We start from the raw sequence: 23,065 nt of genomic DNA on the forward strand, positions 1-23,065 counted from the left end.
AGGCAACAATCTATTCACGGTGATGACCGGTCGGTCATCGCCCACAGCCCGCGCCCTGTCTCACTCAAGCTGTCTGGCTCCAAGGTTTGCGCCGGATTGTCGCGCTGTTTTTATGACTTGGGGCAGTTTGGCCCGAGCGTTTGCTTGTGTATGCTCCGTCGACGTTTCGGGCTCACCATTATAAGAACACTGCCTATGACCCTTAGCATTGACCTGGCGGGACCCTCCGTGGCGCCGGCGCAGGTTATCCGCAAGCACTACGCCATGGAGATGGCGGTGGAGCGCACGCGCCTGCTTTACCAAGGCTCCCTGCTGCCTACTTTATTAATGCTGGTGAATGGACTGGTCTGCGCCTGGTTGCTCTGGAGTCCGCAGCGCTATCTGCTGGACAGCATTTGGCTGGTATGGCTGCTGGCGCTGGTGGCCTTGCGGGTAATTCAGGTGGCGGCGTTCGATTCCGCCATGCCCAGCCGCCAGGCGCAGCCGATCTGGCGACGCATGTTCATGCTGGGCTCGGCCGTCAGCGGCTTGACGCTGGCCAGTGCTGCCATCGCCCTGGTACCGGTGGACAGTTTTGCGCAACAGGCCTGGGTGTTCGGCCTGCTCGGCGCGGCGACCTTGTCCGCCAGTGTGGCCTATGCCGTCAGCCTGCCGGCTTTCCTGTCGTTTGCCGTGCCCTGCCTGGTGCCGGCCATCCTCTATTTATTCTGGAGCGGCGACCCGCAACAGCAAGGCTGGGGTTGCCTGGGCCTGATTCTGCTGGCATCCCTGAGCCTGGTGGCATGGCAGGTCAATCGCCTGATCCAGCGCGGGCTGCTCAGGCGCTTCCAGAACCAGGCGTTGATCGAGCACCTGCAGCAAGCGCAGCAACGCAGCGAGCAACTGAACCAGGAACTGGTGCGTGAGGTGGAGCAGCGGCGCCAGGTCGAACAAGAGTTGCGCGAAGCACAGATCGGCCTGCAGCAACGCGTCGATCAGCGCAGTCAGGAACTGGACGCGGCGAGCCTGGCCCTGAGCAAAAGCGAGGCGCGTCTGGCCATGGCGTTGCAGGCCAGCGAACTGGGGCTGTGGGACTGGAACCTGCAAACCGATGAGGTCCACCATACCCAGCTCAAGGAGTTGTTCGGCCTGGAGCCGGAATACGTCACGGCGATGCTCAGCCACCTCAAGCCACGCCTGCACCCGGACGACTTGCCGCTGCTCAAGCGCGCGCTGGTGGAGCACCTTAAAGGCCGCAGCGAGGACTACCTGGTGGAATACCGGGTGCGCCATGGCGATGGCCATTGGGTATGGATCCAGGACCGTGGCCGCGCCGTGGAGCGCTCGCCCAGTGGACGCGTCACGCGGATGCTCGGCACCCGCCGCGACATCAGCGCCGGCAAGGTCCTGGAAGAACAGCAGCGCCTGGCATCGACGGTGTTTGAGGCGGCCAGCGAAGGCATTGTGATCCTCGATCCGGACTACGTGCTGATAGCCGTCAACCAGGCATTCAGCCGCGTCACCGGCTTCGACATCGACGACATGATCGGGCGCAATGTCGTGGAACTGCCCAGCAGCCGCGACGCACGGCGCCACTTCCCGGTGATCCGCCAGGCGTTGCTCAGCCACGGCACCTGGCAGGGCGAGCTCGTGGAAACCCGCAAGAACGGCGAACTCTACCCGCAATGGCTACAACTGAATGTAGTCCGGGATATTCGGGGAAATGTAAGCCATATCGTGGGTTTCTTCGCTGATCTGTCCGCGCGGCGCGAATCCGAGGAGCGCATGCGCTATCTCACGCACTACGACGAATTGACCGGGCTGGCCAACCGCTCGCTGTTCCGCGAGCGGTTGCGCGAAGCCCATCAGCGGGTGCGCCAGGGTGGCCGCAGCCTGGCTTTACTGCATATCAACCTGGACCGTTTCAAGCTGCTCAACGACAGCCTCGGGCATGAAGTGGCCGACCAGTTGTTGCAGAAAATGGCCCGCCGCTTGATCAACGCCTTGCCTGAGGCCGACACCATAGCGCGGCTCTCTGGCGATGAATTCGCCGTGCTGTTCGACGCCTACGGCAACCTGTCGAGCCTGGCGCGGGTGGCCACGCGGTTGCTGGCCAAGTTGCGGGTGCCGGTGACGGTGGAAGGGCACGAGCTGGTGGTCAGTGCCTCAATGGGCGTCAGCCTGTTGCCCGACAATGCGCGGGAAATATCCGCGCTGGTCAGCCAGTCGAACATGGCCATGCAGCACGCCAAGCACCTGGGCGGTAATAACTTCCAGTTCTACACCGACAGCCTGCAGGCCAGCACCCTGGAACGTTTGCAGCTGGAAAACCAGCTGCGCAAGGCGATTGATGAGCGCCAGCTTACGGTGTTCTACCAACCCAAACTGTGCCTGGCCAGTGGCAAGCTGAATGCGGCCGAAGCGTTGATTCGCTGGGAACATCCGCAGTGGGGCATGGTGCCGCCCGGCGATTTTATCGGGCTGGCCGAAGAAACCGGCCTGATCGTGCCGCTGGGGGAGTTCGTGTTGCGCCAGGCGTGCTGGCAGGCTTGTGAATGGCAACGCCAGGGGCTGGCGCCGATTCGGGTGTCGGTCAACCTGTCGGTGCACCAACTGCGCCAGGGCAAGCTGATCAGCCTGGTGCGCCAGGTGCTGGAAGAAACCGGGCTTGATCCGCAATACCTGGAGCTGGAACTGACCGAAAGCCAGCTGCTCGACAGCGTCGAGCACATCATCTCGACCTTCCAGCAACTGCGCGACCTGGGGGTGAAGCTGGCGATTGATGATTTCGGCACCGGTTACTCATCCCTCAGTTACCTCAAGCGCATCCCCGTGGACTACGTGAAGATCGACCAGACGTTCATTCGCGGCCTGGGCCAGGGACGCGAAGATGCCTCGATCACCCGCGCCATCATTGCGATGGCCCACGGGCTGTCGCTCAAGGTGGTGGCCGAGGGTGTGGAAGATCAGCAGCAGCTGGACTTTTTGCGGGATGAGCAGTGCGACGAGGTGCAGGGCTATTTGATCAGTCGGCCGGTGGAAGCGGATGGCTTGGCGGATTTGTTACGAAAAAATGCCGATTTTACATAGTTGAGCCCAAGCCGCACGCGGGGCTACATCGAGCCTGCCCGCTGAATCAGCGGGCAGCAGCGTGATTAAGTGATGCATCGAACGGGCAAATCGGTAATTCTTGTAGTATAACTACAAGCTTGCTACATCCCTGGCGTCTGCCAATAACAAGAGTCCAGCCCTTTGAACCTGTTGCAACATATCGCCCAGTCGCGCCACCTGTTACGCAAATCGGAACTCAAGGTTGCCGATCACGTGCTGCTTGACCCTGCGGCCGTGATGCACAGTTCCATGGCCGACCTGGCCCACAGCGTGGGCATCAGCGAGCCGACCATCGTGCGCTTCTGCCGCGCCATCGGTTGCTCCGGTTTCCAGGACTTGAAGCTCAAGCTGGCCCAGAGCCTGGCAGCCGGTGCGAGCTTTGGCCAGTTTGCGATCCACGAAGACGATTCCGTCGCCGACTACAGCCTGAAAATCTTCGACACCACCCTGCACACCCTGATGGAAGTGCGCGAAAAGCTCGACCCGGTGGAGCTGCAAAAAGCCGTGACCGCCATGTCCCAGGCCCAGCGCGTGGAGTTCTATGGTTTCGGCGCGTCCGGCGCGGTGGCGGCGGATGCCCAGCACAAGTTCTTCCGTTTGCTGCTGACGGCGGCGGCCTACAGCGACCCGCACATGCAGGCGATGTCGGCGGTGACGTTGAAGCCCAGCGACGTGGCGATCTGCATTTCCCAATCCGGCCGCTCCAAGGATTTGCTGATCACCGCCAACCTGGTGCGTGAAAGCGGCGCGACCCTGATTACCCTGTGCCCGAGCCAGACGCCATTGGCAGAGCTGTCGACCGTCAACCTGGCGATCGATGTGCACGAGGACACCGAGATCTACACGCCGCTGACCTCGCGTATCGCCCACCTGGTGGTGATCGACGTGCTGGCGATGGGCGTGGCCATGGCGCGCGGCCCGAGCCTGGTCAACCACCTCAAGAGCGTGAAGCGCAGCTTGCGCAGCCTTCGGTTGTCACCCAAGTCCGTAAAAGCCCTCGACGACTGATAGTTTGTACGCGGACCCATTGTGGGAGCGGGCTTGCTCGCGAATGCGGAGTGTCAGTCACTGAATATGCTGGCTGGCCCACCGCATTCGCGAGCAAGCCCGCTCCCACATTTTGATTGGGTCCTGCCCCGCAAGATTCATCGTCCTGTCATCCCCATGCCGCTAAACCGTCATTGCCCGAGCCCATCCTGAACTCCCCTTACTCGCATTGGGAGACTCGAAATGGCTCGGCAATACGAAGAAAGCAACAGCACCGTCAAGACCCGCCGCCAGCAGGAAGACCAGCGCCGCATGGCCTTCCGTCGCGCAATTGAAGACCGCTGCGATCAGCGTCAATTGCAACAGAGCATCAGTGACTATCCGGAACTCCACTGGCAGGCACCCGCGGCTGCCCAGCGAAGCGTTCAGCCAGCGCGCTGATCTGCAGTCGCTCGCTGCGGATAAAGCCCAGGAATGCATGGGCCACCGGTGACAGGCGCTTGGCCTTGGCCTGCACCAGGCACCAACTGCGGTACAGCGGCAGTTCTTCCACCGGCAGCTCCCTGAGCCCGCCGGTGGCCAGTTCCAGGTTGACCGCGTGGCGCGTCAGCAGCGCCACGCCCAACCCGGCGGTCACGCACTCGCGCTGCGCCTCGGCCGAAGACACTTCCACCGTCTGGGTGAAGTGCACGCGCTTCTCCTTGAAATACTCTTCGCACGCCATCCGCGTGCCGGACCCCGGCTCGCGCAACAGCAGCGTGTAAGGCTCAAGGTCCTGCAGGCGCAACGGCCCTTGATGACTCAGCGGATGATCGTGGGGTGCCACCGCGACAATCGGGTTGTTCAGGAACGGCAGGAATTCCAGGCCCATGTCCTGGGGCACCATCGACATGATCACCAGGTCGTCGCGGTTGTCTGAAAGCCGGCGAATCACCTGGGCGCGGTTGACCACCGTCAGGTGCAGGTTGACCTCCGGATGCTGGCGCTTGAAGGCGGCAAACAGGTGCGGCACGAAGTACTTGGCGCTGGATTCCACCGCCAGTTTCAGCTGGCCCTGCAACGAGCCCTGCATGTCGGAGAGCTGCATATCGAGGTTTTCCAGGCGGCCGAAAATGTCCCGGCTGGCCCGTTGCAAGGCTTCAGCAGCTTCAGTCATATAGAGCTTTTTGCCGACGTAATCGAACAATGGCTGGCCCAGCAGCTCCTCCAGCTGCTTGATTTGTAGGCTAACGGCCGGTTGCGTGAGGGACATTTCCTCGGCTGCGCGGCTGTAGGAACGCAAATCACAGACTTCATTGAAAATCTGCAATTGACGCAATGTCATACGCATCAATGACTTACGCATTGTTCAAACACTCCTGCCGACCCTTGATGGGACGACTATAAGTCTTTGCTTATACACAACCCAATAATTATTGATTTTTGTTAATCCCTGCAGGGGCATAGTGTGTGTCACGCGACTGCCATGAAACATTTGGTCACGCGCCGACCCGCTTCCAGGGTCGAAGTAGGTAGCAATCGGCTCAAGGGAATTTCCAAGTGATAAAAAAGATCCTGATCGCCAACCGTGGTGAGATTGCCGTACGTATCGTGCGTGCCTGCGCCGAGATGGGCATTCGTTCGGTCGCGGTCTATTCCGATGCCGATCGCCATGCCCTGCATGTAAAGCGTGCAGATGAAGCCCACAGCATCGGTGCCGAGCCATTGGCCGGTTACCTGAACCCGCGCAAGCTGGTGAACCTGGCGGTGGAAACCGGTTGCGACGCGCTGCACCCCGGCTACGGCTTCCTCTCGGAAAACGCCGAGCTGGCAGACATTTGCGCCGAACGTGGGATCAAGTTCATCGGCCCGTCCGCAGAAGTGATTCGCCGCATGGGCGACAAGACCGAAGCCCGCCGCAGCATGATCAAGGCCGGCGTACCGGTGACCCCGGGCACCGAAGGCAACGTTGCCGACATCGCTGAAGCCCTCACCGAAGGCGACCGCATTGGTTACCCGGTGATGCTCAAGGCCACCTCCGGTGGTGGCGGTCGCGGTATCCGTCGCTGCAACAGCCGTGAAGAACTCGAACAAGCCTTCCCCCGGGTAATTTCCGAAGCCACCAAGGCCTTCGGTTCGGCGGAAGTGTTCCTGGAAAAATGCATCGTCAATCCCAAGCACATCGAGGCGCAGATCCTCGGTGACAGCTTCGGCAATGTGGTGCACCTGTTCGAGCGCGATTGCTCGATCCAGCGCCGTAACCAGAAGCTGATTGAGATCGCCCCTAGCCCCCAGCTGACCCCTGAACAGCGTGCCTACATCGGCGACCTGTCGGTGCGCGCGGCCAAGGCCGTGGGCTACGAGAACGCCGGCACCGTGGAGTTCCTGCTCGCCGAGGGCGAGGTGTACTTCATGGAGATGAACACCCGGGTGCAGGTGGAACACACCATTACCGAAGAAATCACCGGCATCGACATTGTGCGTGAGCAGATCCGCATTGCGTCGGGCCTGCCGCTGTCGGTCAAGCAGGAAGACATTCAGCACCGGGGTTTTGCGTTGCAGTTCCGCATCAACGCCGAAGACCCGAAGAACAACTTCCTGCCCAGCTTCGGCAAGATCACCCGTTACTACGCACCCGGCGGTCCCGGCGTGCGTACCGACACGGCGATCTACACCGGCTACACCATCCCGCCGTTCTACGACTCGATGTGCCTGAAGCTGGTGGTGTGGGCGTTGACCTGGGAAGAAGCCATGGACCGCGGCCTGCGCGCCCTGGACGACATGCGCCTGCAAGGCGTGAAGACCACCGCCGCCTATTACCAGGAAATCCTGCGCAACCCGGAATTCCGCAGCGGCCAGTTCAACACCAGTTTTGTGGAAAGCCACCCTGAGCTGACCAACTACTCGATCAAGCGCAAACCCGAAGAGCTGGCCCTGGCCATCGCCGCCGCCATCGCCGCCCACGCAGGCCTGTGAGGAATATAAGAATGAGCAAGAAGATCTTCGTAACCGACACCATCCTGCGCGACGCCCACCAATCGTTGCTGGCAACCCGCATGCGCACCGACGACATGCTGCCGATCTGCGACAAGCTCGACAAAGTCGGCTACTGGTCCCTGGAAGTCTGGGGCGGCGCGACCTTCGACGCCTGCGTACGCTTCCTGAAAGAAGACCCGTGGGAGCGCCTGCGCAAACTGCGCGCGGCGTTGCCCAACACGCGCCTGCAAATGCTGCTGCGTGGCCAGAACCTGTTGGGCTACCGCCACTACAGCGACGACGTGGTCAAAGCCTTCGTCGCCAAGGCCGCCGTCAACGGCATCGACGTGTTCCGCATCTTCGACGCGATGAACGACGTACGTAACCTGCGAGTGGCCATCGAAGCGGTAAAAGCCGCCGGCAAACATGCCCAGGGCACCATCGCCTACACCACCAGCCCGGTGCACACCATCGAGGCGTTCGTGGCCCAGGCCAAGCAAATGGAAGCCATGGGTTGCGACTCGGTGGCGATCAAGGACATGGCCGGCCTGCTGACGCCATACGCCACCGGCGAGCTGGTCAAGGCGCTGAAGGCCGAGCAGAGCCTGCCGATCTTCATCCACTCCCACGACACTGCGGGCCTGGCTTCGATGTGCCAGCTCAAGGCCATCGAAAACGGTGCCGACCATATCGACACCGCCATTTCCAGCTTCGCCTGGGGCACCAGCCACCCGGGCACCGAGTCGATGGTCGCGGCCCTCAAAGGCAGCGAATTCGACACCGGCCTCAGCCTGGAACTGCTGCAGGAAATCGGTTTGTACTTCTACGCTGTGCGTAAGAAGTACCACCAGTTCGAAAGCGAATTCACCGCCGTCGACACCCGCGTGCAAGTCAACCAGGTACCGGGCGGGATGATTTCCAACCTGGCCAACCAGTTGAAAGAGCAGGGCGCGCTGAACCGCATGAGCGAAGTGCTGGCCGAAATCCCGCGGGTTCGTGAAGACCTTGGCTTCCCGCCGCTGGTCACCCCGACTTCGCAGATCGTCGGTACCCAGGCGTTCTTCAACGTCCTGGCCGGCGAGCGCTACAAGACCATCACCAACGAAGTGAAGCTGTACCTGCAAGGCGGCTACGGCAAGGCTCCGGGCACCGTGAATGAAAAACTGCGGCGCCAGGCCATCGGCAGCGAAGAGGTGATCGACCATCGCCCGGCAGACCTGCTGAAGCCGGAAATGACCAAGTTGCGCGGCGAAATCGGCGCGTTGGCCAAGTCCGAAGAAGACGTACTGACCTACGCGATGTTCCCGGACATCGGGCGCAAATTCCTTGAAGAGCGCGACGCTGGCACCTTGAGCCCTGAAGTGCTGTTGCCGATTCCTGAAGCCGGCGGCGTGGCCCGTGCCGGTGGTGAAGGTGTGCCGACCGAGTTCGTGATCGACGTGCACGGCGAAAGCTATCGCGTGGACATCACCGGGGTGGGCGTCAAGGCCGAAGGCAAGCGCCACTTCTACCTGTCCATCGACGGCATGCCGGAAGAAGTGGTGTTCGAGCCGCTCAACGAGTTTGTCAGCAGTGGCGGCAGCAAGCGCAAGCACGCCACCGCGCCAGGCCATGTCAGCACGGCGATGCCGGGCAACATCGTCGACGTACTGGTCAAGGAAGGCGACGTGGTGAAGGCCGGCCAGGCTGTGTTGATCACTGAAGCGATGAAGATGGAGACCGAAGTACAGGCGTCGATCGCCGGCAAGGTCACCGCCGTACACGTGGCCAAGGGCGACCGGGTCAACCCGGGTGAAATCCTGATTGAAATCGAAGGCTGATCAACAGCCTTCGAAACTACCGCTTAAACCTCGGGGGGGCATGTGCCCCCTTTTTTTTGCCCGCAATAATCAGAACGCCAGGGTCCACTGGCCCAGCAAACCCTGGTTACGGCTGTGGGTGCCGACCTCGGCGGTATAGGCCAGGCCCACGGTGTGCCGGGTCGACAGCGCCAGGTCCACCCCGGTGTGCAGCGCCAGGCTGTCGCGGTACAGGGAGGTGCCTTCGATGGTGAAGTCACTGTTGAAGCCCGGCCGTTTTACCCACGCGGAGGACTGGCGCACGGTGCTGCTCACGTCACCGTAGAGGTGCTTCCAGCCTGTGCTCAGGTGCGGCTTGAGGGCCATCTGGTTGTCCAGCGTAAAGGCACTGGCCAGGCGCAAGCCGAAGGTGCTGCTGAGGTTTTCCTGGGTCTGGGCGCCGACATTCAGCGCTGTAAAGCCGCCTTTTTCCTTGTAGCGGTCGCGGTGATAGCGCTGGTAGCCGATCCCCGCATAGGGTTCGACGCTGAAACTGCCCTTGTCCAGTTGATAGCCCAGCTCGGCGAAAGCGTTCTGGCTTTGGGCGTTGTATTTGCCTTTGGACTGCTCGCGGCGCTCAACGAAATCAAAGTCTACGGTGCGTTGGGTTTGGCCGGCATGGCTGCTGTAAATCGCCCCCAGGCGCAATGCAAGGGGGCCGTCCTGACGCACGGCGTAACCGCCGAGGTGCCAGCTGTCCAATTCGCCCTTGAAGCGTTTGGCGTTCAGGTCGCTGGCGGACTTGGCGCCCATCACACCCACCCGCCAGGCATCGTCCACTGCCCAGTCGCCGCCCAGCATCAGGCCTTGGGTGTGTTGCTGCAGGCCCACGCTACCGTGCTGTCCTTCAAGCTTGCCAGCGTTGCCCAGGGCCTGGAACCATACGTGGCCATTGCCTTCGGCATCCGTAAGGTTGCGTTCGTCGCCTGTCCGGCGCATGACTGAAAGCAGGCTGCTGTTGAGCTGTTTCATGCTGTCTTGAGTGGCGGCGCCAAGGTTGGCGTTCTGGCTGCCTGCCAGTTGCTCCAGAACTGCACCCACACGGCCCGGTGCCAGCCTGCCAAGTTCCCGGGCGATATTGTCCAGTTCGTACTCTTGCCACTCATTGAGTTCGCCCGACTTGATGAGGGTGTCCACGGCAGAGTCCAGTACGCGGGCAACCTGCTGGCCGTTACGGGTGGTGGCGTGGTCGGTAAAGTTAAAGTCGGGAGTGGGCTTGGGTGGCTTGGGGCGCTGGTGGCCTTGCTGGCCGGCCTCTGGCGCCGGGATGAACCACTCGCTGTCTGGATCGATGTCCCCTCGCGCCTGGACGAATTGAGCGTTGGTGGCACCCAGCGCGAAGGTGATGGCGAGTGCGAGTTGTTTCTGAAGGAGTGGCATGCAGGTCCGACCTCTTGATGTATGAGGTCGGGAAATCTAGCGGGGTAAAGGGCGGATAAATGTCAGGCCATCCACCCTTTGCCTGCCAGAGATGTCTCTAGTGGGCCGCGATTAAAAACTCATCTGCCATTGCCCGATCAGCCCGTGATTGCGGCTGTTACTGCCTATTTCGCCGCTGTAGCCCACGCCGAGGGTATGGCGTGCCGACAGGCCTACATCCAGCCCGGCTTCCAGCAACAGGCTGTCGCGGTCCAGGGCGCTGCCTTCGACGTTGAACGCGGTGCCGCCCATCAGGAAGGCCTGGCGGGTGCTGCTGTCCACGTCGCCGTAGGTGTGTTTCCAGCCGGCGCTGACCCGCGGTGTGAGACTGATGCCGTTGTCCAGCTGGCTCAAGTGCGCCAGGCGCAGGCCGAAGGTGCTGCTGAAATTGTCCTGGGTTTGCCCGTCGACATGCAGGGCGGCGGCGCCGCCTTTTTCGTTGTAGCTGTCGCGGTGGTAGCGCTGGTAGCCGAGGTTGGCGAACGGCTCGGCGCTCAGGCGCCCGCTGCCCATGGCATAACCCAGTTCGGCGAAGGCTTGTTGGCTGTTGGCGTCGTAGTCACCTTTGGGCCGATCGTTGAAACCGTCAAAGGCCACCGTACGTTTACTGTCTCCCTGGTGCCCGCTGTACGCAGCACCCAGGCGCAAGGCCAGCGGTCCGCTCTGGCGCATGGCGTAGACGCCGGCGTGCCAGCTGTCGACGCTGCCGTCGACGCCGGTGGTGTCCAGGTCGGTCTTCGAATAACCGCCCAGCACGCCCACGCGCCAGTCCGAATCGAGCGCCCAATCGGCCCCCAGCACGCTGCCTTTGGTGCGCTGGGTCAGGCCATTGCTGCCGTGGTCGCCGTCGAGCTTGCCGTAGCTGCCGATACCTTGCAGCCACAGGCGGCCCCGGGCGTTGGGGTCGTTGAGGTTGCGGGCTTCGGCGGGTACGCCGGTGGCGGCCAGTACGGGGGTGTCTTTTTGATCAAGGCCCACCAGCAGTCCGGCACCGCCGCCCAGTTGGTGCATGGCGTTCAACATGCTGTTGCCGACCTGGGCGCTGGCGCCGAGGGTGGCACTGGTCAGGTTGGCGGTGCTGCTGCCGGCCAATTGCTCGATGGCGGCACCGGCGCTGCTGTTGGTGGTGTTGAGCAAGGCGTTGTACAACGCGTTGTTCTTGCCCAGGCTCGCCAGGGCGTTGGCGGCGCGGGTGCCGTTGCCGGTGTTGGCGAACTGATTGAACGCCACGTCATTGCGGGAATAGGTCAGGCCGACCTGGGTAGGGCTGTAATCCAGGGTGGGGGTGAGGAAGGCATAGTCGCTGGTGACCTTGCCGAACGTGCCATTGATGCTGCCGGCCTGCAGTACCGTGTAGTGGCTCTGCCACGGGTAGGTGCCGGTGCCGGGATTGACCGCCAGGGTCGCGCCATTCAGGTACGCGGTGCCGCCGACCTGGACCGGTGCGCTGCTGCCGTCGGCATTCACGCCATAGGCCAGGGTCGAGCCGCTGGTCATCGTCAGGTCGCGGGTGATGCTGGCGGTGCCGAGGGTGGTGTTGGTCTGCAAGGTGCCTTTGACCAACAGGCTGCCGACACTGCCGCCACCGGCATAAATACCGCCTTCATCGACGGTCAGGTTGCCAGCGATCCCGCCCTGGTTGATCAGCTTGGCGCCGCTGAAAATCTCGCCGCCGTCGCTGAAGTCGCCGCTGCCGGTGAGGGTCCAGGTGCCTTGCTTCACGTCCAGCCATTCGAAGTTGCGGCTGTCGCCGAAACTGCCGCCGGCGGCGTCGTCCATGATCACGCGGTCATATCCGGTGCCGCCATCCACCACGCCGACAAAGCGGCTGCCGCCGAGCAGGGTCAGCGTGTCATCGCCGCCGCCCAAATCCAGGGCCAGGCCGTTGCTGCCGCTGATCAAGCCGGCGTTGACCACCGTGTCGGCAAACTCGCCGACGAACTTCACGCCGAAGCCGTTCAGGCCCTGAATGGTGCCATGGTTGATCAGGGTGGTTGCAGCAAGTCCCGGGCCGTCGCTGCCGTCGTCCACCAGCACCGCGTTGTTGGCACCGCTTACCAATGCACCCACGCCGTTGAACACATAGCCACCACCGAGGGCGATGCCTTCGCTGCCGTTGGCAAAGCCGTTCTTGTCGACACCACCGGCGCCGACGCCCTGGATGATGCCGTAGTTTTCGATGTGGGCAATCTTGTCGATGTCCACGCCGTCACCATCGCCGTCCGGCTGCAGTCCGGAGAATGCGCCGGTAATAGTGCCGTGGTTGATCACCGTGCCATCGCCGTCGGAACCAAAACCCGAGCCGTTGCGGCCGATTACCGTGCCGTAGTTGGTCAGCGTGGCGCCCAGGTCGGTGGTGATGCCGTGGCGGCCGCCGGAGATGAGGCCGTAGTTGGTGACGGTCACGCCAGTAGCGGAGTCGATGTCGACGCCGTCGAATTTGTCATCGCGCGAGTGGGTGTCGCCGGTGGAAATCTCGCCGTAGTTGGTGATCGTAGCGTTGCCGCCGGTCTTCATGCCGTCGCTGGCGTCGCCGCGAATCAGCCCGCCTTGGCGGTTGATGATAGTGGTGGTGACGTTGGAGCTGCGGATCGCATCCAGGTCCAGCCCTTGGCCGGTGGCGGAGCGAATGGTGCCGCTGTTGTCGATCAACAGGCTGCCGCTGGCGAAATTGCTGTCGATGCGCAGCGCGTCGTTGGCGCCCTGGATCACGCCGCCGGCGCGGTTGTAGATGCTGTAGTTGCGCGTACCGGTGAGGCTGCCGCTGCTGTCGATGGCCCGGCCACCCGTGGAGGTAATGCTGCCGGCGTTGTCGATCACCACGCCATTGTCGCGGGTGCCGTCCTTCAGGGTCACGGCCACTTTGCTGGTGGTGATGCTGCCGGGTGCCGAGATCGTCAGCGAGTCACTGCCGCCCAGGGTTTGCCCGGTGGTGGTCGGTGTGTCGATCTGCAATGTCTTGGGTGGGGTCGGGGCTGCGTCAGCAAAGCCGCTGCCCACCAGCAGGCCGAGGGTGAGTACGAGGCGCTGGGGTGACGGAGGCATGGCAGACGTCCTTATTTTTGGAAAAGAGTCGACCTGTATAGCGGAGGTTTTTTACAGAATGATGGCGGGGAGGTTACTGAGGTGGTGCGTCGTTTGGGGGGAGGTCACCATGCTGAACCAAATGTCGATGTGCACGTGCGTACTCTGGTGTATATCGAACACGGCGAGGGCAATCAGACGCTCAAGTCGTTGAATGCGGCGCTCAGGCCGTTTGGGTTGAAGATGGGCGGGGTTGGCTGAGCACAAGGCTCGGATACGCTGAAGATACAATGTGGGAGCCGGGCTTGCCCGCGATGACGGTGGGTCAGTTGATACATTCGTGACTGATACACCGCTTTCGCGAGCAAGCCCGCTCCCACATTTGTCAGGGGGTGGCAGGGTGGCTTAGGTACGGCACTCCACCAGCGTTTTCAACTGTCCCGAACCGGTCTGGTTGGCATCTGACAGCCACCGCTCAAACCCCGCCCCAATCGCCGGCCATTCCCCATCCAGGATCGAGTACCACGCCGTATCCCGGTTGCGGCCCTTGACCACGGTGTGCTGGCGAAACACCCCTTCAAAACTGAAACCCAAACGCTCGGCGGCGTTTTTGGAGCGGGCGTTGGCGTTGTTGCACTTCCACTCCAGGCGACGATTGCCCAGCTCAAACGAGTGCCTGGCCAGCAGGTACACCGCCTCGGTGCTTTTCGGTGAACGTTGCATCGGGGCGCCGAAGGTCACGTGGCCGATTTCAATGCGGCCTTGCTCGGGCACGATGGACATCAGGCTGAGGATGCCTTGCACCTCGCCGCTGGCCTTGTCGATCACACTGAAGAAGTACGGGTCGCTGTGGGACGCGTGGTTGTTCAGCCAGGCATCGAAGGCGGCGCGCTCGGGGAATGGGCCGTAAGGCAAATAGTCCCACAGCTTCGGATCCGCGCCGGGGCCTTGCAGGGCGTTGAACAGGTCATCGCCGTGGCGGGCCGGGTCGAGTTTTTCCAGGCGCACGAAGCGCCCTTCGATAAGGGTGACGGTGGGCGCCGGGACACCTTTCCAGTCGGCCAATGATGTCGTCATGCTGTGCTTCTCCTTAAAGACCTTTGCGAAACTGGATAAAACCAGGGCGTTCGGCGATGCGTTCGTACAGCTGGATGGCGGTGGCGTTGGTCTCGTGGGTCAGCCAGTGGACCTTGCAGCAACCGTCGGCCTTGGCGGTGGCGTAGACGAATTCGATCAGCTTGCGGCCGACGCCGGTGCCGCGCTGGGCCGGATCTACCAGCAAATCCTGCAGGTAGCAGGAGTTCTCGATGCTCCAGTTGGAACGGTGGTAGATGAAATTGACCATGCCTACGGCCTTGCCGTCCTGCCAGGCCAGGGCCGAGTGGGTCGGCTCATTGGCGTCGATCAAGCGTTGCCAGGTGTTCTGGCTGACGGCGTCGGGCAGCTCGGTGTTGTAGAAGCGCAGGTAGGCTTGCCACAGGGGCAACCAAGCGGCGTGGTCGGCGGCGCTGACCTGGCGGATTTCGATCTGGCTCATGATGGCTCCTTGGGAATAAAGCGGGCGAGGGTCTGGTCGCGTACGTCGGTGCTGGCGGCCAGGCCGTCGCGAACACCGGCGATGTCCGCCGGGCTGCGGTTCTGGCTGAGTTTGCGTTTGCCTTCCAGGCGCTGGATCGGCAGGGCAAAGCCGACAATGGCCTTGAGCATGCCGTCGATGTAGTCGGCCGGGGCGTCGCTGACTTTCCAGGGTTGGGCGCGATTGCCTTCATGGCGGTCGGTGAGGGCGCTGACCAGTTCGAGCAGGCGCTCGGCTTCGGTGAACACTTCGCCGGTGCCGTAGGCGTGTACCGCGATGTAATTCCAGGTCGGCACCACTTTGCCGTGTTCGGCCTTGGCCGGGTAGAACGACGGACTGACGTAGGCCTCGGCCCCGGCAAAAATCACCAGGGCCTCGCCGCCATTTTGCAGGTCCTGCCATTGGCGATTGGCCTTGGCCATGTGCCCGTAAAGGGTGCCGTTGGACCCTTCATCCGGGTTGAGCAGCAGCGGCAAATGGCTGGCTTGCAGGCCTTGTTCGCCCAAGGTCACCAGTTGCGCCAGGCGCGTGTGCTGGATCAGTTGCTGGATTTCGGGCAAGTCATCGAGGGCAAAGGCGCGTGGTGTGTACATGAAGATTTTCCTTGGCGAATGCCTGCATCCTAGGCAGGCTATTGGTTCGTTGTAAGAGCCATCTACAGTCAATTTTATAGGTCCAATTCCATGCCTGCGCTAGAACCACCGCTCTCGTTCAACCCGGCGGGTATCGAGTTGGACCGCCGCCAGGGACTCACCCGCCAGCTCTATCAGGCGCTGCGCCAGCGAGTATTGGATGGCCGGTTAGTCAGTGGCACCCGGCTCCCCGCCAGCCGTGACCTGGCGGCGGCACTGTCGATCTCGCGCAACAGTGTGGTTCGCGCTTACGACCAACTGTATGCCGAAGGATTTATCGAAGGCCGCGTGGGTGATGGCACCTATGTGGCGCAATTGCCGCAGACGTCGACGCCCGCAAAAAAACTATCCACAAAAGTGTCCACAGGGTTATCAACAGGCTTATCCCCAGGTTTATCCACAAAACGGCCGGAGTTACCTGTGTTTTCGTCCAGTCAAGTTATCCACAGCGGTGCGCTGGCGCGGGTGGAAAACAATCATTTGGCGCTTCCGCCCAGTGGTCCGCCGAGGGCTTTCAGGGTGGGCGTACCGGCTTTCGATCTGTTCCCGTTTGACGTGTGGGCCAAGCTGAATGCGGCTTTCTGGCGCAAGCCGGACTTGCAGCAGTTGTGTTACGGCGACCCGGCGGGCGACGCGCGCCTGCGTGGATTGATTGCGGCCTATCTACGCAGTTCTCGCGGCATGCAGTGCACGGCTGAGCAAATAGTGATCACCAGTGGCGCGCAGCAGGCAATCAGCCTTTGTGCACAGCTGCTGGTGGAGCCCGGCGATGAGGTTGCCATCGAGAATCCGGGGTATCGGGCAGCAGGCCATGCGTTCGCGGTGGCGGGCGGCCAATTGCATGGCGTGACGGTGGACAGCGAGGGCATCGACTGCGCTGCCTTGAACCGCCTCGGCGGTTGCCGCCTGGCCTACGTCACCCCGTCCCATCAATACCCCACCGGCGTGGTGATGAGCCTGGCCCGGCGCCTGGAACTGCTGGCCTGGGCCGAGCGTACGGGCGGCTGGATCGTCGAGGATGACTACGACGGTGAGTACCGCTACAGCGGCGCGCCCCTGGCGCCACTGGCGGCCCTCGATCGCACGGGGCGGGTGCTGTATGTCGGGACTTTCGGCAAGGTGGCCTTTCCGGCGCTGCGCCTGGGCTACCTGGTGTTGCCGGCCGGCCTGGTCCAGGCCTTTGCCCGGCGCCGCGCGGTGGATGTGCGCCACTCGGAAGTCAGCACCCAGGCGGTGATGGCGGAGTTCATGGCGACCGGGCATTTCCAGCGTCATGTACGCCGCATGCGCCGCGCCGCGCAGAGCCGGCTCAATGCGCTATTGGCCGAATGGCCCGCCGACATTGAAGGCGTTGGCCGCCTGCCGTCGGTGGCGGCCGGGCTGCACCTGACCGTGCGGGTCGACAGCCTGGCGCGGGAACAGGCGCTGATCCAACAGGCGGCGGCAGTGGGTGTGGAGGTCAATGGCTTGAGCAGCTATTGGCTGCCGGAGTCACTCACGCCCCAGGATCAGCGTGCCGGATTGGTGTTGGGGTTTGCTGCCGTGCCCGAGGCGCAGATCAGCCAGGCGTTGAAGCGCTTGGGCCAGGTTTGGCGCGCGCCGGTTGCGCACTGAGGCGCAACCGGCGGCAACCGATCAGGTGCCGGACTTGATCTTGGTCCAGGCGCGGGTCCTGGCTCGTTCGGCGTCACGTCCCAGGGGCTTGAGGGTATACAGCGTGGCCATGGCCGCCTCGGTCGGGTACAGGTTGGGGTTGTTGCGAATCGCCGGATCCACCAACCCGGTGGCGTCCTTGTTGGGGTTGGGGTAACCGACAAAATCGCTGATCGGCGCGATCACGCCCGGTTGCAGCAGGTAGTTGATAAAGGCGTAGGCGTCTTCCGGGTCCTTGGCGCCTTTGGGGATGGCAAGCATGTCGAACCAGATCGGCGCGCCTTCTTTGGGTAGCCGCATGTCCACGGTCACACCGTTCTTGGCTTCCTTGGCGCGGTTGGCGGCCTGGGAGAAGCTGCCGGAATAGCCGACCGCCACGCAGATGTCGCCGTTGGCAATGTCAGCCATGTACTTGGACGAATGGAAATAGGTGATGTACGGGCGGATCTTCATCAGCAGTGCTTCGGCTTTGACATAGTCCGCCGGGTTGCTGCTGTTGGGGTCCAGGCCCAGGTGTTGCAATGCCAAGGGCAGGATTTCCGACGGCGAATCCAGCAGCGCCACGCCGCATTGCTTGAGCTTGCTGATGTTCTCGACGTTGAAGATCAGGTCCCAGCTGTCCACGGGGGCGTTCGCCCCCAGCGCGGCCTTGACCTTGTCCGGGTTGAAGCCGATCAGGATGGTGCCGTACATGTAGGGCACGGCGAATTTATTGCCGGGGTCGTTGGCCTCGATCAGCTTCATCAACTTGGGATCGAGGTGGTTCCAGTTGGGCAGTTTGCTGCGGTCCAGCGGCTGGAACACCGAGGCTTCGATCTGCTTGGCCAGGAACACGTTGGAGGGCACGACCACGTCATAGCCGGAGTTGCCGGTCAGCAGCTTGGCCTCCAGGGCTTCGTTGGTGTCGAAGATGTCGTAGACCAGCTTGACGCTGGGGTTCTGCGCCTTGAAATCCTCCAGGGCCTTGGGCGTGATGTAGTCGAACCAGTTGTAGACCCGCAGGGTTCTTTCTTCGGCGTGCGCGGCCCCGCTCAGCACGGCGGCGCAGAGGACGAGATGCTTGAGCATGTTCATTGGGCGAATCCCTCAAAACCTTCGAGAACGTTGACGGCATTGATGCCGATTTCTTCCACGGCGTAGCCGCCTTCCATCACAAACAGCGTCGGTTTGCCGAGGCGGGCGATTCGCGCACCCATCGCCAGGTAGTCGGGGCTGTCGAGCTTGAACTGGGAGATCGGGTCGTCCTTGAAGGTGTCGACGCCCAGCGAGACCACGATGATGTCGGCGCCGTAGCGCTCGATATCCCCGCAGGCCTGCTCCAGGGCGGCGCTCCAGCGGTCCCAGCCAGAACCTGCGGGCAACGGATAGTTGAAGTTGAAACCCTCACCGGCGCCTTCGCCCAACTCGTCGGCGTAGCCCAGGAAGAACGGAAATTCCGCCTCCGGATGGCCGTGGATCGAGGTGAACAGCACATCGTCGCGCTCGTAGAAAATCGACTGGGTACCGTTGCCGTGGTGGTAGTCCACGTCGAGGATGGCCACCTTTGTGTGGCCCTGGTCGAGAAACGCCTGGGCTGCGATGGCCGCGTTGTTGAGGTAGCAATATCCGCCCATCAAGTCGCTGGCGGCGTGGTGCCCGGGCGGACGGCACAGGGCGAAGGCACTGCGGGCGCCTTGCTGGATCGCCTGTTGCGCGGTGAGAGCGACTTGCGCCGCGCTGTAGGCCGCTTGCCAGGTGCCGGCGGTGATCGGCGCGCCGCCGTCGAAACTGTAATAGCCGAGCTGGCCGTGCAGGCTGGTGGGGATGACCCGGCGCAAGGTGCGTGCGGGCCAGGTGTAGGGCAGCAAGTCTCCGTCCTGGCCAAATGCCGTCCAGCGTTGCCAGGCGCCTTTGAAGAAGTCCAGGTACGCGGGGCTGTGAATACGTTGCAGCGGCGCCAGGCCAAAATCCTCAGGCGCTTGCACCGGGCCCAGTTCGCGGTCCTTGACCCGTTGCAACACATGGTCGGCGCGCGAGGGCATTTCGAAACAGGGCATCAGTTGCCCGTCCATCAACTCGCACCGGCCATGGTGCAGGTGGTGATCGTCCGAGTAGATCGTCAGCATATTGTTGTTCTCCGCAGGCTGAATCGGTGAGTCCAGTCTTGCGGCGGGTGGGATTAATGAGAATGGCAGGAGCGGCCAAAAGGGGATAAATATGGCCAAAGTGTGTGACCGCAATTCGCCCCGAAATGGCGCGGCCGTGCCCCAGCAAGTGGCTTCAGGGGCGGAACTGGCTGGGTGCGACGCCGCTCCAGCGAACAAAGGCGTGACGGAAACTCGCGGTTTCGCTGAAGCCCAGCGCCTCGGCAATTCGGTAAATGGGCAGCTCATCCTCGCCCAGCAATCGCTTGGCCCGCTCGAAGCGTAGCTCGTCCAGCAACTCCTGATAGCTGCAGCCCAAGTCATGCAGGTGCCGGCGTAGCGTGCGCGGGGAGCAGTTCATCTGCTCGGCCAGGCCGTCGACGCCCGGCGCGGCGCTGAGTTGGCTGGCGAGCAGGTGGCGAATCTTGCCCAGCCAGGCCTGGCGCCCGGTGAACTCGGTGTTTTGCTTGCGGCAGCGCTCAGCCATGGCCTGGTGGGTGACGGCGTCGGCTAATGGCAGGGGCTGGTCCAGCCAGCTTCGGTCGAAGGCAAACGCGTTGGCGATGGCGCCGAATTGCAGCGGGCAGGCAAAGATTTCGGCGTACCGTGCGCGGTAATCCGGGGCGTCGTGTTCAAAGCGCGCCCCCAGCAGCGGCAGGGCATGCCCCAGCAGGTCGTCGCAGATCACCTTCAACGAGGCCAGGCAGAGTTCGACGTTGAACGTTTCCAGCGCCGGATTTTCCCGGTAATCCGCGGCGCTGAACCAGATGCGCGTGCCGTCGTCCTCAAGGTCCAGCTCGAAAAGTGTTCCCAGCAGCGCCGGATACCGCAGCGCCAGGCGCAAAGCGTCACCGAAGGTGGCACTGGTGAGCAGTGCGTAACCGAGCATGCCATAGGAAGAAACGTGCATTTGCCGGCCCAGCTCCAGGCCGATATCCCGGCGCAGGGCCACGGCGTTGGCGCACACGCGCATCTCCTGGTTGGTGGTGATGCGGGTGTCGGCGCGGCTCAAGTCCGCCGCGCAAATACCGCTGCCGGCCAGCAAGGCCTCGGCGGGTTGGCCTTCGGCCTTGAAGGTATTGAGCACCAACGAGACGGCATTGAGGGTGGTGAGGTGGGAGTGCAACATGGGTGCTTCCAGCCAGGGGATGGCTGGAAGAGGAGCAAGTTATATGCCGGTCAGCTCAGTTCGCCGCACAGGTCGAGTTCGACCAGGCGGCGGATTTCGGCGGTGTCCAGCCCGGCGCCGATCAACGCATTGAGCTTGCCGAACGCGGCTTCACGGGTCATCCCGCCACCTGACAACACCCCGACGCCCCGCAAGCGGCTGCCGGCCTCGTACACGTCCAGCTCCACACCGCCTTCATGGCATTGGGTGATTGCCACCACGACCACGCCGTTATCCTGCGCGCGCTGCAGGCTGGCGAGGAACTGTGGGTTGTCGCTCGGCCCGGTGCCGCTGCCGAAGCATTCCAGCACCAGCGCCTGGATGCCGCTGTCGATCAACGCGTCCAATTGCGCGGCGGCGATGCCCGGCACCAGTGGCAGCACACCCACATTGGCCAGCGCCTTGGCCTGGCGGTAATGCAGCGCCGCCGGAACCAACTCGGCTTGGGCGACGCCGCCGTTACGCTGCAACGCGGCAAACGGGTGGCGACCAAAACTGCGGATTTTCGCGCAACGGGTCGGGGCCATCAGTGCACCGTGGAAGTACAGTTGCACGCCAGGCGCCAGGCCTTGGCCCAGGGCTGCCAACGCACCGCTGACGTTTTCCCAGGCATCGCTGTCGGGCACACCGGCCGGCAGCATCGAGCCGGTAAACAGCACCGGCGCGGGCAGGCCCAGCAGTTGGAAACTCATGGCCGCGGCGCTGTAGGCCAGGGTGTCGGTGCCGTGCAGCACCAGTACGGCGTCGCAACCCTCGTCCACCGCCTCAACCACGGCGGCGCGCAGGCGCTGCCAATAGGCGGGGGTCATGTTCGCACTGTCGATCAGCGGGGACATTTCCCGAAAGCGCCAGGCTGGCATATTCAGTTGGGCGAGGGCTTCGCTCATGCGCGCTTCAAACCCCGAAGCGGGGGCCAGGCCGTTGGCGCTGGCCTGCATGCCGATGGTGCCGCCGGTGTAGAGCACCATGACGTTGTTGGCTGGTTGCATTGAAGAATCTCCTGAACGAAAAACGCCGCCGGGCCCAGAGCATGCCCAAGGCCGGGCGGCGTGTCATCTATCTAGGTTTAGCGTTGCGCTTGAGCGTTCAGTTCTGCCGTCGCTTGAGCGGCTGGCTCAGGCTTCACCGGATTTGCCGGCCAGGCCTTGCGGTCCAGGTCCAGGTCCGGGAACTTGCTGGAATCAAACACCGGGGTCTTGATGCCCGCAGCACGCTGGCCGTCGTAGTCATTCAGGATGCGCATGGCGATCTTGAACAGGAACGCCAGGGCGAACAGGTTGACGAACGCCAGCATGGTCATGGTGATGTCGGCGAAGGCGAACACGGTGCTCAGGTTCTCGATGGAACCCCAGAAAATCAGCACCAGCACCAGCGCGCGGTAGCCCATCAGCACCTTGCGGTTGTCGCCTACGATGAAGCGCAGGTTGCTCTCGCCGAGGTAGTAGTTGTACATGATCGAGGTGAACACGAACAACGCCAGGGCCACCGAGATGAACATCCGGCCCCAGTCACCCACCACCGCTGCGAGGGAATTCTGGGTCAAGGCAATGCCGTCGCCTTCGAAGCCCGGGGTGTAGAAACCCGAGAGCAGGATCAGCAGCGCGGTGCAGGTGCAGATGACGAAGGTGTCGAGGAACACGCTGAACGCCTGAACCACGCCTTGGGCGATCGGGTGTTCAACCGAGGCGACTGCCGCCACGTTAGGCGCACTGCCCAGGCCGGCTTCGTTGGCGAACACGCCGCGTTTCACACCCATGATGATCGCGCTGCCCACCAGGCCACCGAAGGCCTGGTCGAGGCCGAAAGCGCTCTTGACGATGGTCGCGAGCATGGCCGGCACGTGGTCGAATTGCAGCACGATCACGTACAGGGTCACCGCGATGTAGACCAGGGTCTTGACCGGCACCAGCAGGTCGGCGATCGAGGCGATACGCTTGATCCCGCCGATGAACACCAGGCCCAGCAGCACCGCCAGGGCCAGGCCGGTGTAGGTGGTGTCGAGGCCAAACGCGTTGTTCAGCGAGTGGGTGACGGCGTGGGCTTGCAGGCCATTGAAGGCGAAGCCGAAAGTCACCAGCAGCAGGAACGCCATCACCATGCCCAGCCAGCGTTTGTGCAGGCCGTGCTGGATGTAATACGCCGGGCCACCACGGTAGGTGCCTTCAGCGTCGGTGCGTTTGTACAGTTGGCCGAGGGAGCACTCGATAAAGCTCGAAGACATGCCCACCAGTGCGGTGACCCACATCCAGAATACGGCGCCCGGGCCACCCAGGGTCACGGCAATGCCGACGCCTGCGATGTTGCCGGCACCCACGCGCCCGGCGAGGCTGAGCATCAGCGCCTGGAACGAACTGAGCTGGCCGGCGCTGCTTTTCAGGCTGTCGCGAAACACCGAAAACATGTGGAAAAAGTGACGCAACTGAACGAAACGCGAGCGGATCGTGAAGTAACCACCGAGCCCGACAATGAGCACGATCAATACTTTCCCTGAGAGGAAGTCGTTGATGACTTCTAGCATGGAGTGTTCCTCGCTGATTTTTCTAATGGCAAACGCAGGACGGTCCGACGCATCGCTCGGCACCAGGCAGTGCACGACGCTT

Annotated in this window: 17 protein-coding genes; 6 read left to right on the forward strand and 11 right to left on the reverse strand. The window is 62.7% G+C overall.

Features of this window, described 5'->3' with window-relative positions:
- Nucleotides 1-195 precede the first annotated feature (195 nt).
- From HX814_RS07515 to HX814_RS31455, 3 genes are all read left to right on the forward strand, one after another.
- Entirely contained in the window at nucleotides 196-3,069 is a 2,874-nt protein-coding gene (locus HX814_RS07515) for a GGDEF domain-containing phosphodiesterase (protein WP_177009038.1), read from the forward strand.
- Nucleotides 3,070-3,231: 162 nt separating this feature from the next.
- Nucleotides 3,232-4,098 carry a transcriptional regulator HexR gene (gene hexR, locus HX814_RS07520; protein WP_003213447.1) on the forward strand — a complete coding sequence of 289 codons (867 nt, stop codon included), beginning with the start codon at nucleotides 3,232-3,234 and terminating at the stop codon, nucleotides 4,096-4,098.
- Nucleotides 4,099-4,320: 222 nt separating this feature from the next.
- Nucleotides 4,321-4,518 (forward strand): PA3496 family putative envelope integrity protein, encoded by a 198-nt coding sequence (locus tag HX814_RS31455; RefSeq protein ID WP_003213445.1) that lies wholly within the window; start codon nucleotides 4,321-4,323, stop codon nucleotides 4,516-4,518.
- Here HX814_RS31455 and HX814_RS07525 read toward each other — a convergent pair.
- A complete protein-coding gene (locus tag HX814_RS07525) occupies nucleotides 4,448-5,422 on the reverse strand; it encodes a LysR family transcriptional regulator (protein ID WP_003213443.1) in 975 nt (324 codons plus the stop codon). The two genes, HX814_RS31455 and HX814_RS07525, sit on opposite strands and share 71 nt — an antisense overlap.
- Nucleotides 5,423-5,616: 194 nt before the next feature.
- Here HX814_RS07525 and HX814_RS07530 point away from each other — a divergent pair, with 194 nt between their 5' ends.
- A complete protein-coding gene (locus HX814_RS07530) occupies nucleotides 5,617-7,032 on the forward strand; it encodes an acetyl-CoA carboxylase biotin carboxylase subunit (RefSeq protein ID WP_003213442.1) in 1,416 nt (471 codons plus the stop codon).
- Nucleotides 7,033-7,043: 11 nt separating this feature from the next.
- The gene (oadA, locus tag HX814_RS07535) at nucleotides 7,044-8,852 is read left to right on the forward strand and encodes a sodium-extruding oxaloacetate decarboxylase subunit alpha (RefSeq protein ID WP_102370189.1); all 1,809 of its coding nucleotides are present in this window, start codon (nucleotides 7,044-7,046) and stop codon (nucleotides 8,850-8,852) included.
- 69 nt (nucleotides 8,853-8,921) lie between these two features.
- Here the strand turns inward: oadA and HX814_RS07540 are convergent, their stop codons facing one another.
- The 5 genes from HX814_RS07540 to HX814_RS07560 all read right to left on the reverse strand — a co-directional run bounded on the left by HX814_RS07540 (nucleotide 8,922) and on the right by HX814_RS07560 (nucleotide 15,482).
- On the reverse strand, nucleotides 8,922-10,250 hold the full coding sequence (locus HX814_RS07540) for an autotransporter domain-containing protein (protein ID WP_177009039.1): 1,329 nt from the start codon (nucleotides 10,248-10,250) through the stop codon (nucleotides 8,922-8,924).
- Between the two features lie 111 nt (nucleotides 10,251-10,361).
- On the reverse strand, nucleotides 10,362-13,334 hold the full coding sequence (locus tag HX814_RS07545; protein WP_177009040.1) for an autotransporter domain-containing protein: 2,973 nt from the start codon (nucleotides 13,332-13,334) through the stop codon (nucleotides 10,362-10,364).
- Nucleotides 13,335-13,718: 384 nt separating this feature from the next.
- Nucleotides 13,719-14,390: a GNAT family N-acetyltransferase gene (locus tag HX814_RS07550; protein ID WP_102370186.1), complete on the reverse strand. Its 672-nt coding sequence runs from the start codon at nucleotides 14,388-14,390 to the stop codon at nucleotides 13,719-13,721.
- 13 nt (nucleotides 14,391-14,403) lie between these two features.
- Complete coding sequence (locus HX814_RS07555) at nucleotides 14,404-14,850, reverse strand: GNAT family N-acetyltransferase (RefSeq protein ID WP_003213433.1); 447 nt, start codon at nucleotides 14,848-14,850, stop codon at nucleotides 14,404-14,406.
- Nucleotides 14,847-15,482 carry an FMN-binding negative transcriptional regulator gene (locus tag HX814_RS07560; RefSeq protein WP_177009041.1) on the reverse strand — a complete coding sequence of 212 codons (636 nt, stop codon included), beginning with the start codon at nucleotides 15,480-15,482 and terminating at the stop codon, nucleotides 14,847-14,849. Before HX814_RS07560 ends, HX814_RS07555 begins: the two co-directional genes overlap by 4 nt.
- A 90-nt stretch (nucleotides 15,483-15,572) precedes the next feature.
- Between HX814_RS07560 and HX814_RS07565 the strand changes: the two genes are divergently transcribed.
- Nucleotides 15,573-17,135: a PLP-dependent aminotransferase family protein gene (locus tag HX814_RS07565; RefSeq protein ID WP_177009042.1), complete on the forward strand. Its 1,563-nt coding sequence runs from the start codon at nucleotides 15,573-15,575 to the stop codon at nucleotides 17,133-17,135.
- A 21-nt stretch (nucleotides 17,136-17,156) separates the two neighbouring features.
- Here the strand turns inward: HX814_RS07565 and HX814_RS07570 are convergent, their stop codons facing one another.
- The 5 genes from HX814_RS07570 to HX814_RS07590 form a co-directional block, all read right to left on the reverse strand.
- Complete coding sequence (locus tag HX814_RS07570) at nucleotides 17,157-18,248, reverse strand: polyamine ABC transporter substrate-binding protein (protein ID WP_093203570.1); 1,092 nt, start codon at nucleotides 18,246-18,248, stop codon at nucleotides 17,157-17,159.
- On the reverse strand, nucleotides 18,245-19,279 hold the full coding sequence (locus tag HX814_RS07575; protein ID WP_008439485.1) for a histone deacetylase family protein: 1,035 nt from the start codon (nucleotides 19,277-19,279) through the stop codon (nucleotides 18,245-18,247). Before HX814_RS07575 ends, HX814_RS07570 begins: the two co-directional genes overlap by 4 nt.
- Nucleotides 19,280-19,433: 154 nt before the next feature.
- The gene (locus HX814_RS07580) at nucleotides 19,434-20,426 is read right to left on the reverse strand and encodes an AraC family transcriptional regulator (protein ID WP_177009043.1); all 993 of its coding nucleotides are present in this window, start codon (nucleotides 20,424-20,426) and stop codon (nucleotides 19,434-19,436) included.
- Nucleotides 20,427-20,476: 50 nt separating this feature from the next.
- On the reverse strand, nucleotides 20,477-21,454 hold the full coding sequence (locus HX814_RS07585) for an asparaginase (protein WP_087694602.1): 978 nt from the start codon (nucleotides 21,452-21,454) through the stop codon (nucleotides 20,477-20,479).
- Nucleotides 21,455-21,531: 77 nt separating this feature from the next.
- Complete coding sequence (locus tag HX814_RS07590; RefSeq protein WP_003213417.1) at nucleotides 21,532-22,983, reverse strand: sodium:alanine symporter family protein; 1,452 nt, start codon at nucleotides 22,981-22,983, stop codon at nucleotides 21,532-21,534.
- Nucleotides 22,984-23,065: the final 82 nt, after the last annotated feature.

This window comes from Pseudomonas sp. C8002, from assembly GCF_013385765.1.
GTDB lineage: Bacteria > Pseudomonadota > Gammaproteobacteria > Pseudomonadales > Pseudomonadaceae > Aquipseudomonas.

Coding starts and splice junctions, on each gene's coding strand:
- HX814_RS07580 (WP_177009043.1), bottom strand. CDS start 20,426: ATGTTGCACTCCCACCTCACCACCCTCAATGCCGTCTCGTTGGTGCTC.
- HX814_RS07515 (WP_177009038.1), top strand. CDS start 196: ATGACCCTTAGCATTGACCTGGCGGGACCCTCCGTGGCGCCGGCGCAG.
- HX814_RS07545 (WP_177009040.1), bottom strand. CDS start 13,334: ATGCCTCCGTCACCCCAGCGCCTCGTACTCACCCTCGGCCTGCTGGTG.
- HX814_RS07575 (WP_008439485.1), bottom strand. CDS start 19,279: ATGCTGACGATCTACTCGGACGATCACCACCTGCACCATGGCCGGTGC.
- HX814_RS07570 (WP_093203570.1), bottom strand. CDS start 18,248: ATGAACATGCTCAAGCATCTCGTCCTCTGCGCCGCCGTGCTGAGCGGG.
- HX814_RS07540 (WP_177009039.1), bottom strand. CDS start 10,250: ATGCCACTCCTTCAGAAACAACTCGCACTCGCCATCACCTTCGCGCTG.
- HX814_RS07590 (WP_003213417.1), bottom strand. CDS start 22,983: ATGCTAGAAGTCATCAACGACTTCCTCTCAGGGAAAGTATTGATCGTG.
- oadA (WP_102370189.1), top strand. CDS start 7,044: ATGAGCAAGAAGATCTTCGTAACCGACACCATCCTGCGCGACGCCCAC.
- HX814_RS07585 (WP_087694602.1), bottom strand. CDS start 21,454: ATGCAACCAGCCAACAACGTCATGGTGCTCTACACCGGCGGCACCATC.
- HX814_RS07565 (WP_177009042.1), top strand. CDS start 15,573: ATGCCTGCGCTAGAACCACCGCTCTCGTTCAACCCGGCGGGTATCGAG.
- HX814_RS07550 (WP_102370186.1), bottom strand. CDS start 14,390: ATGACGACATCATTGGCCGACTGGAAAGGTGTCCCGGCGCCCACCGTC.
- HX814_RS07555 (WP_003213433.1), bottom strand. CDS start 14,850: ATGAGCCAGATCGAAATCCGCCAGGTCAGCGCCGCCGACCACGCCGCT.
- HX814_RS31455 (WP_003213445.1), top strand. CDS start 4,321: ATGGCTCGGCAATACGAAGAAAGCAACAGCACCGTCAAGACCCGCCGC.
- HX814_RS07560 (WP_177009041.1), bottom strand. CDS start 15,482: ATGTACACACCACGCGCCTTTGCCCTCGATGACTTGCCCGAAATCCAG.
- HX814_RS07525 (WP_003213443.1), bottom strand. CDS start 5,422: ATGCGTAAGTCATTGATGCGTATGACATTGCGTCAATTGCAGATTTTC.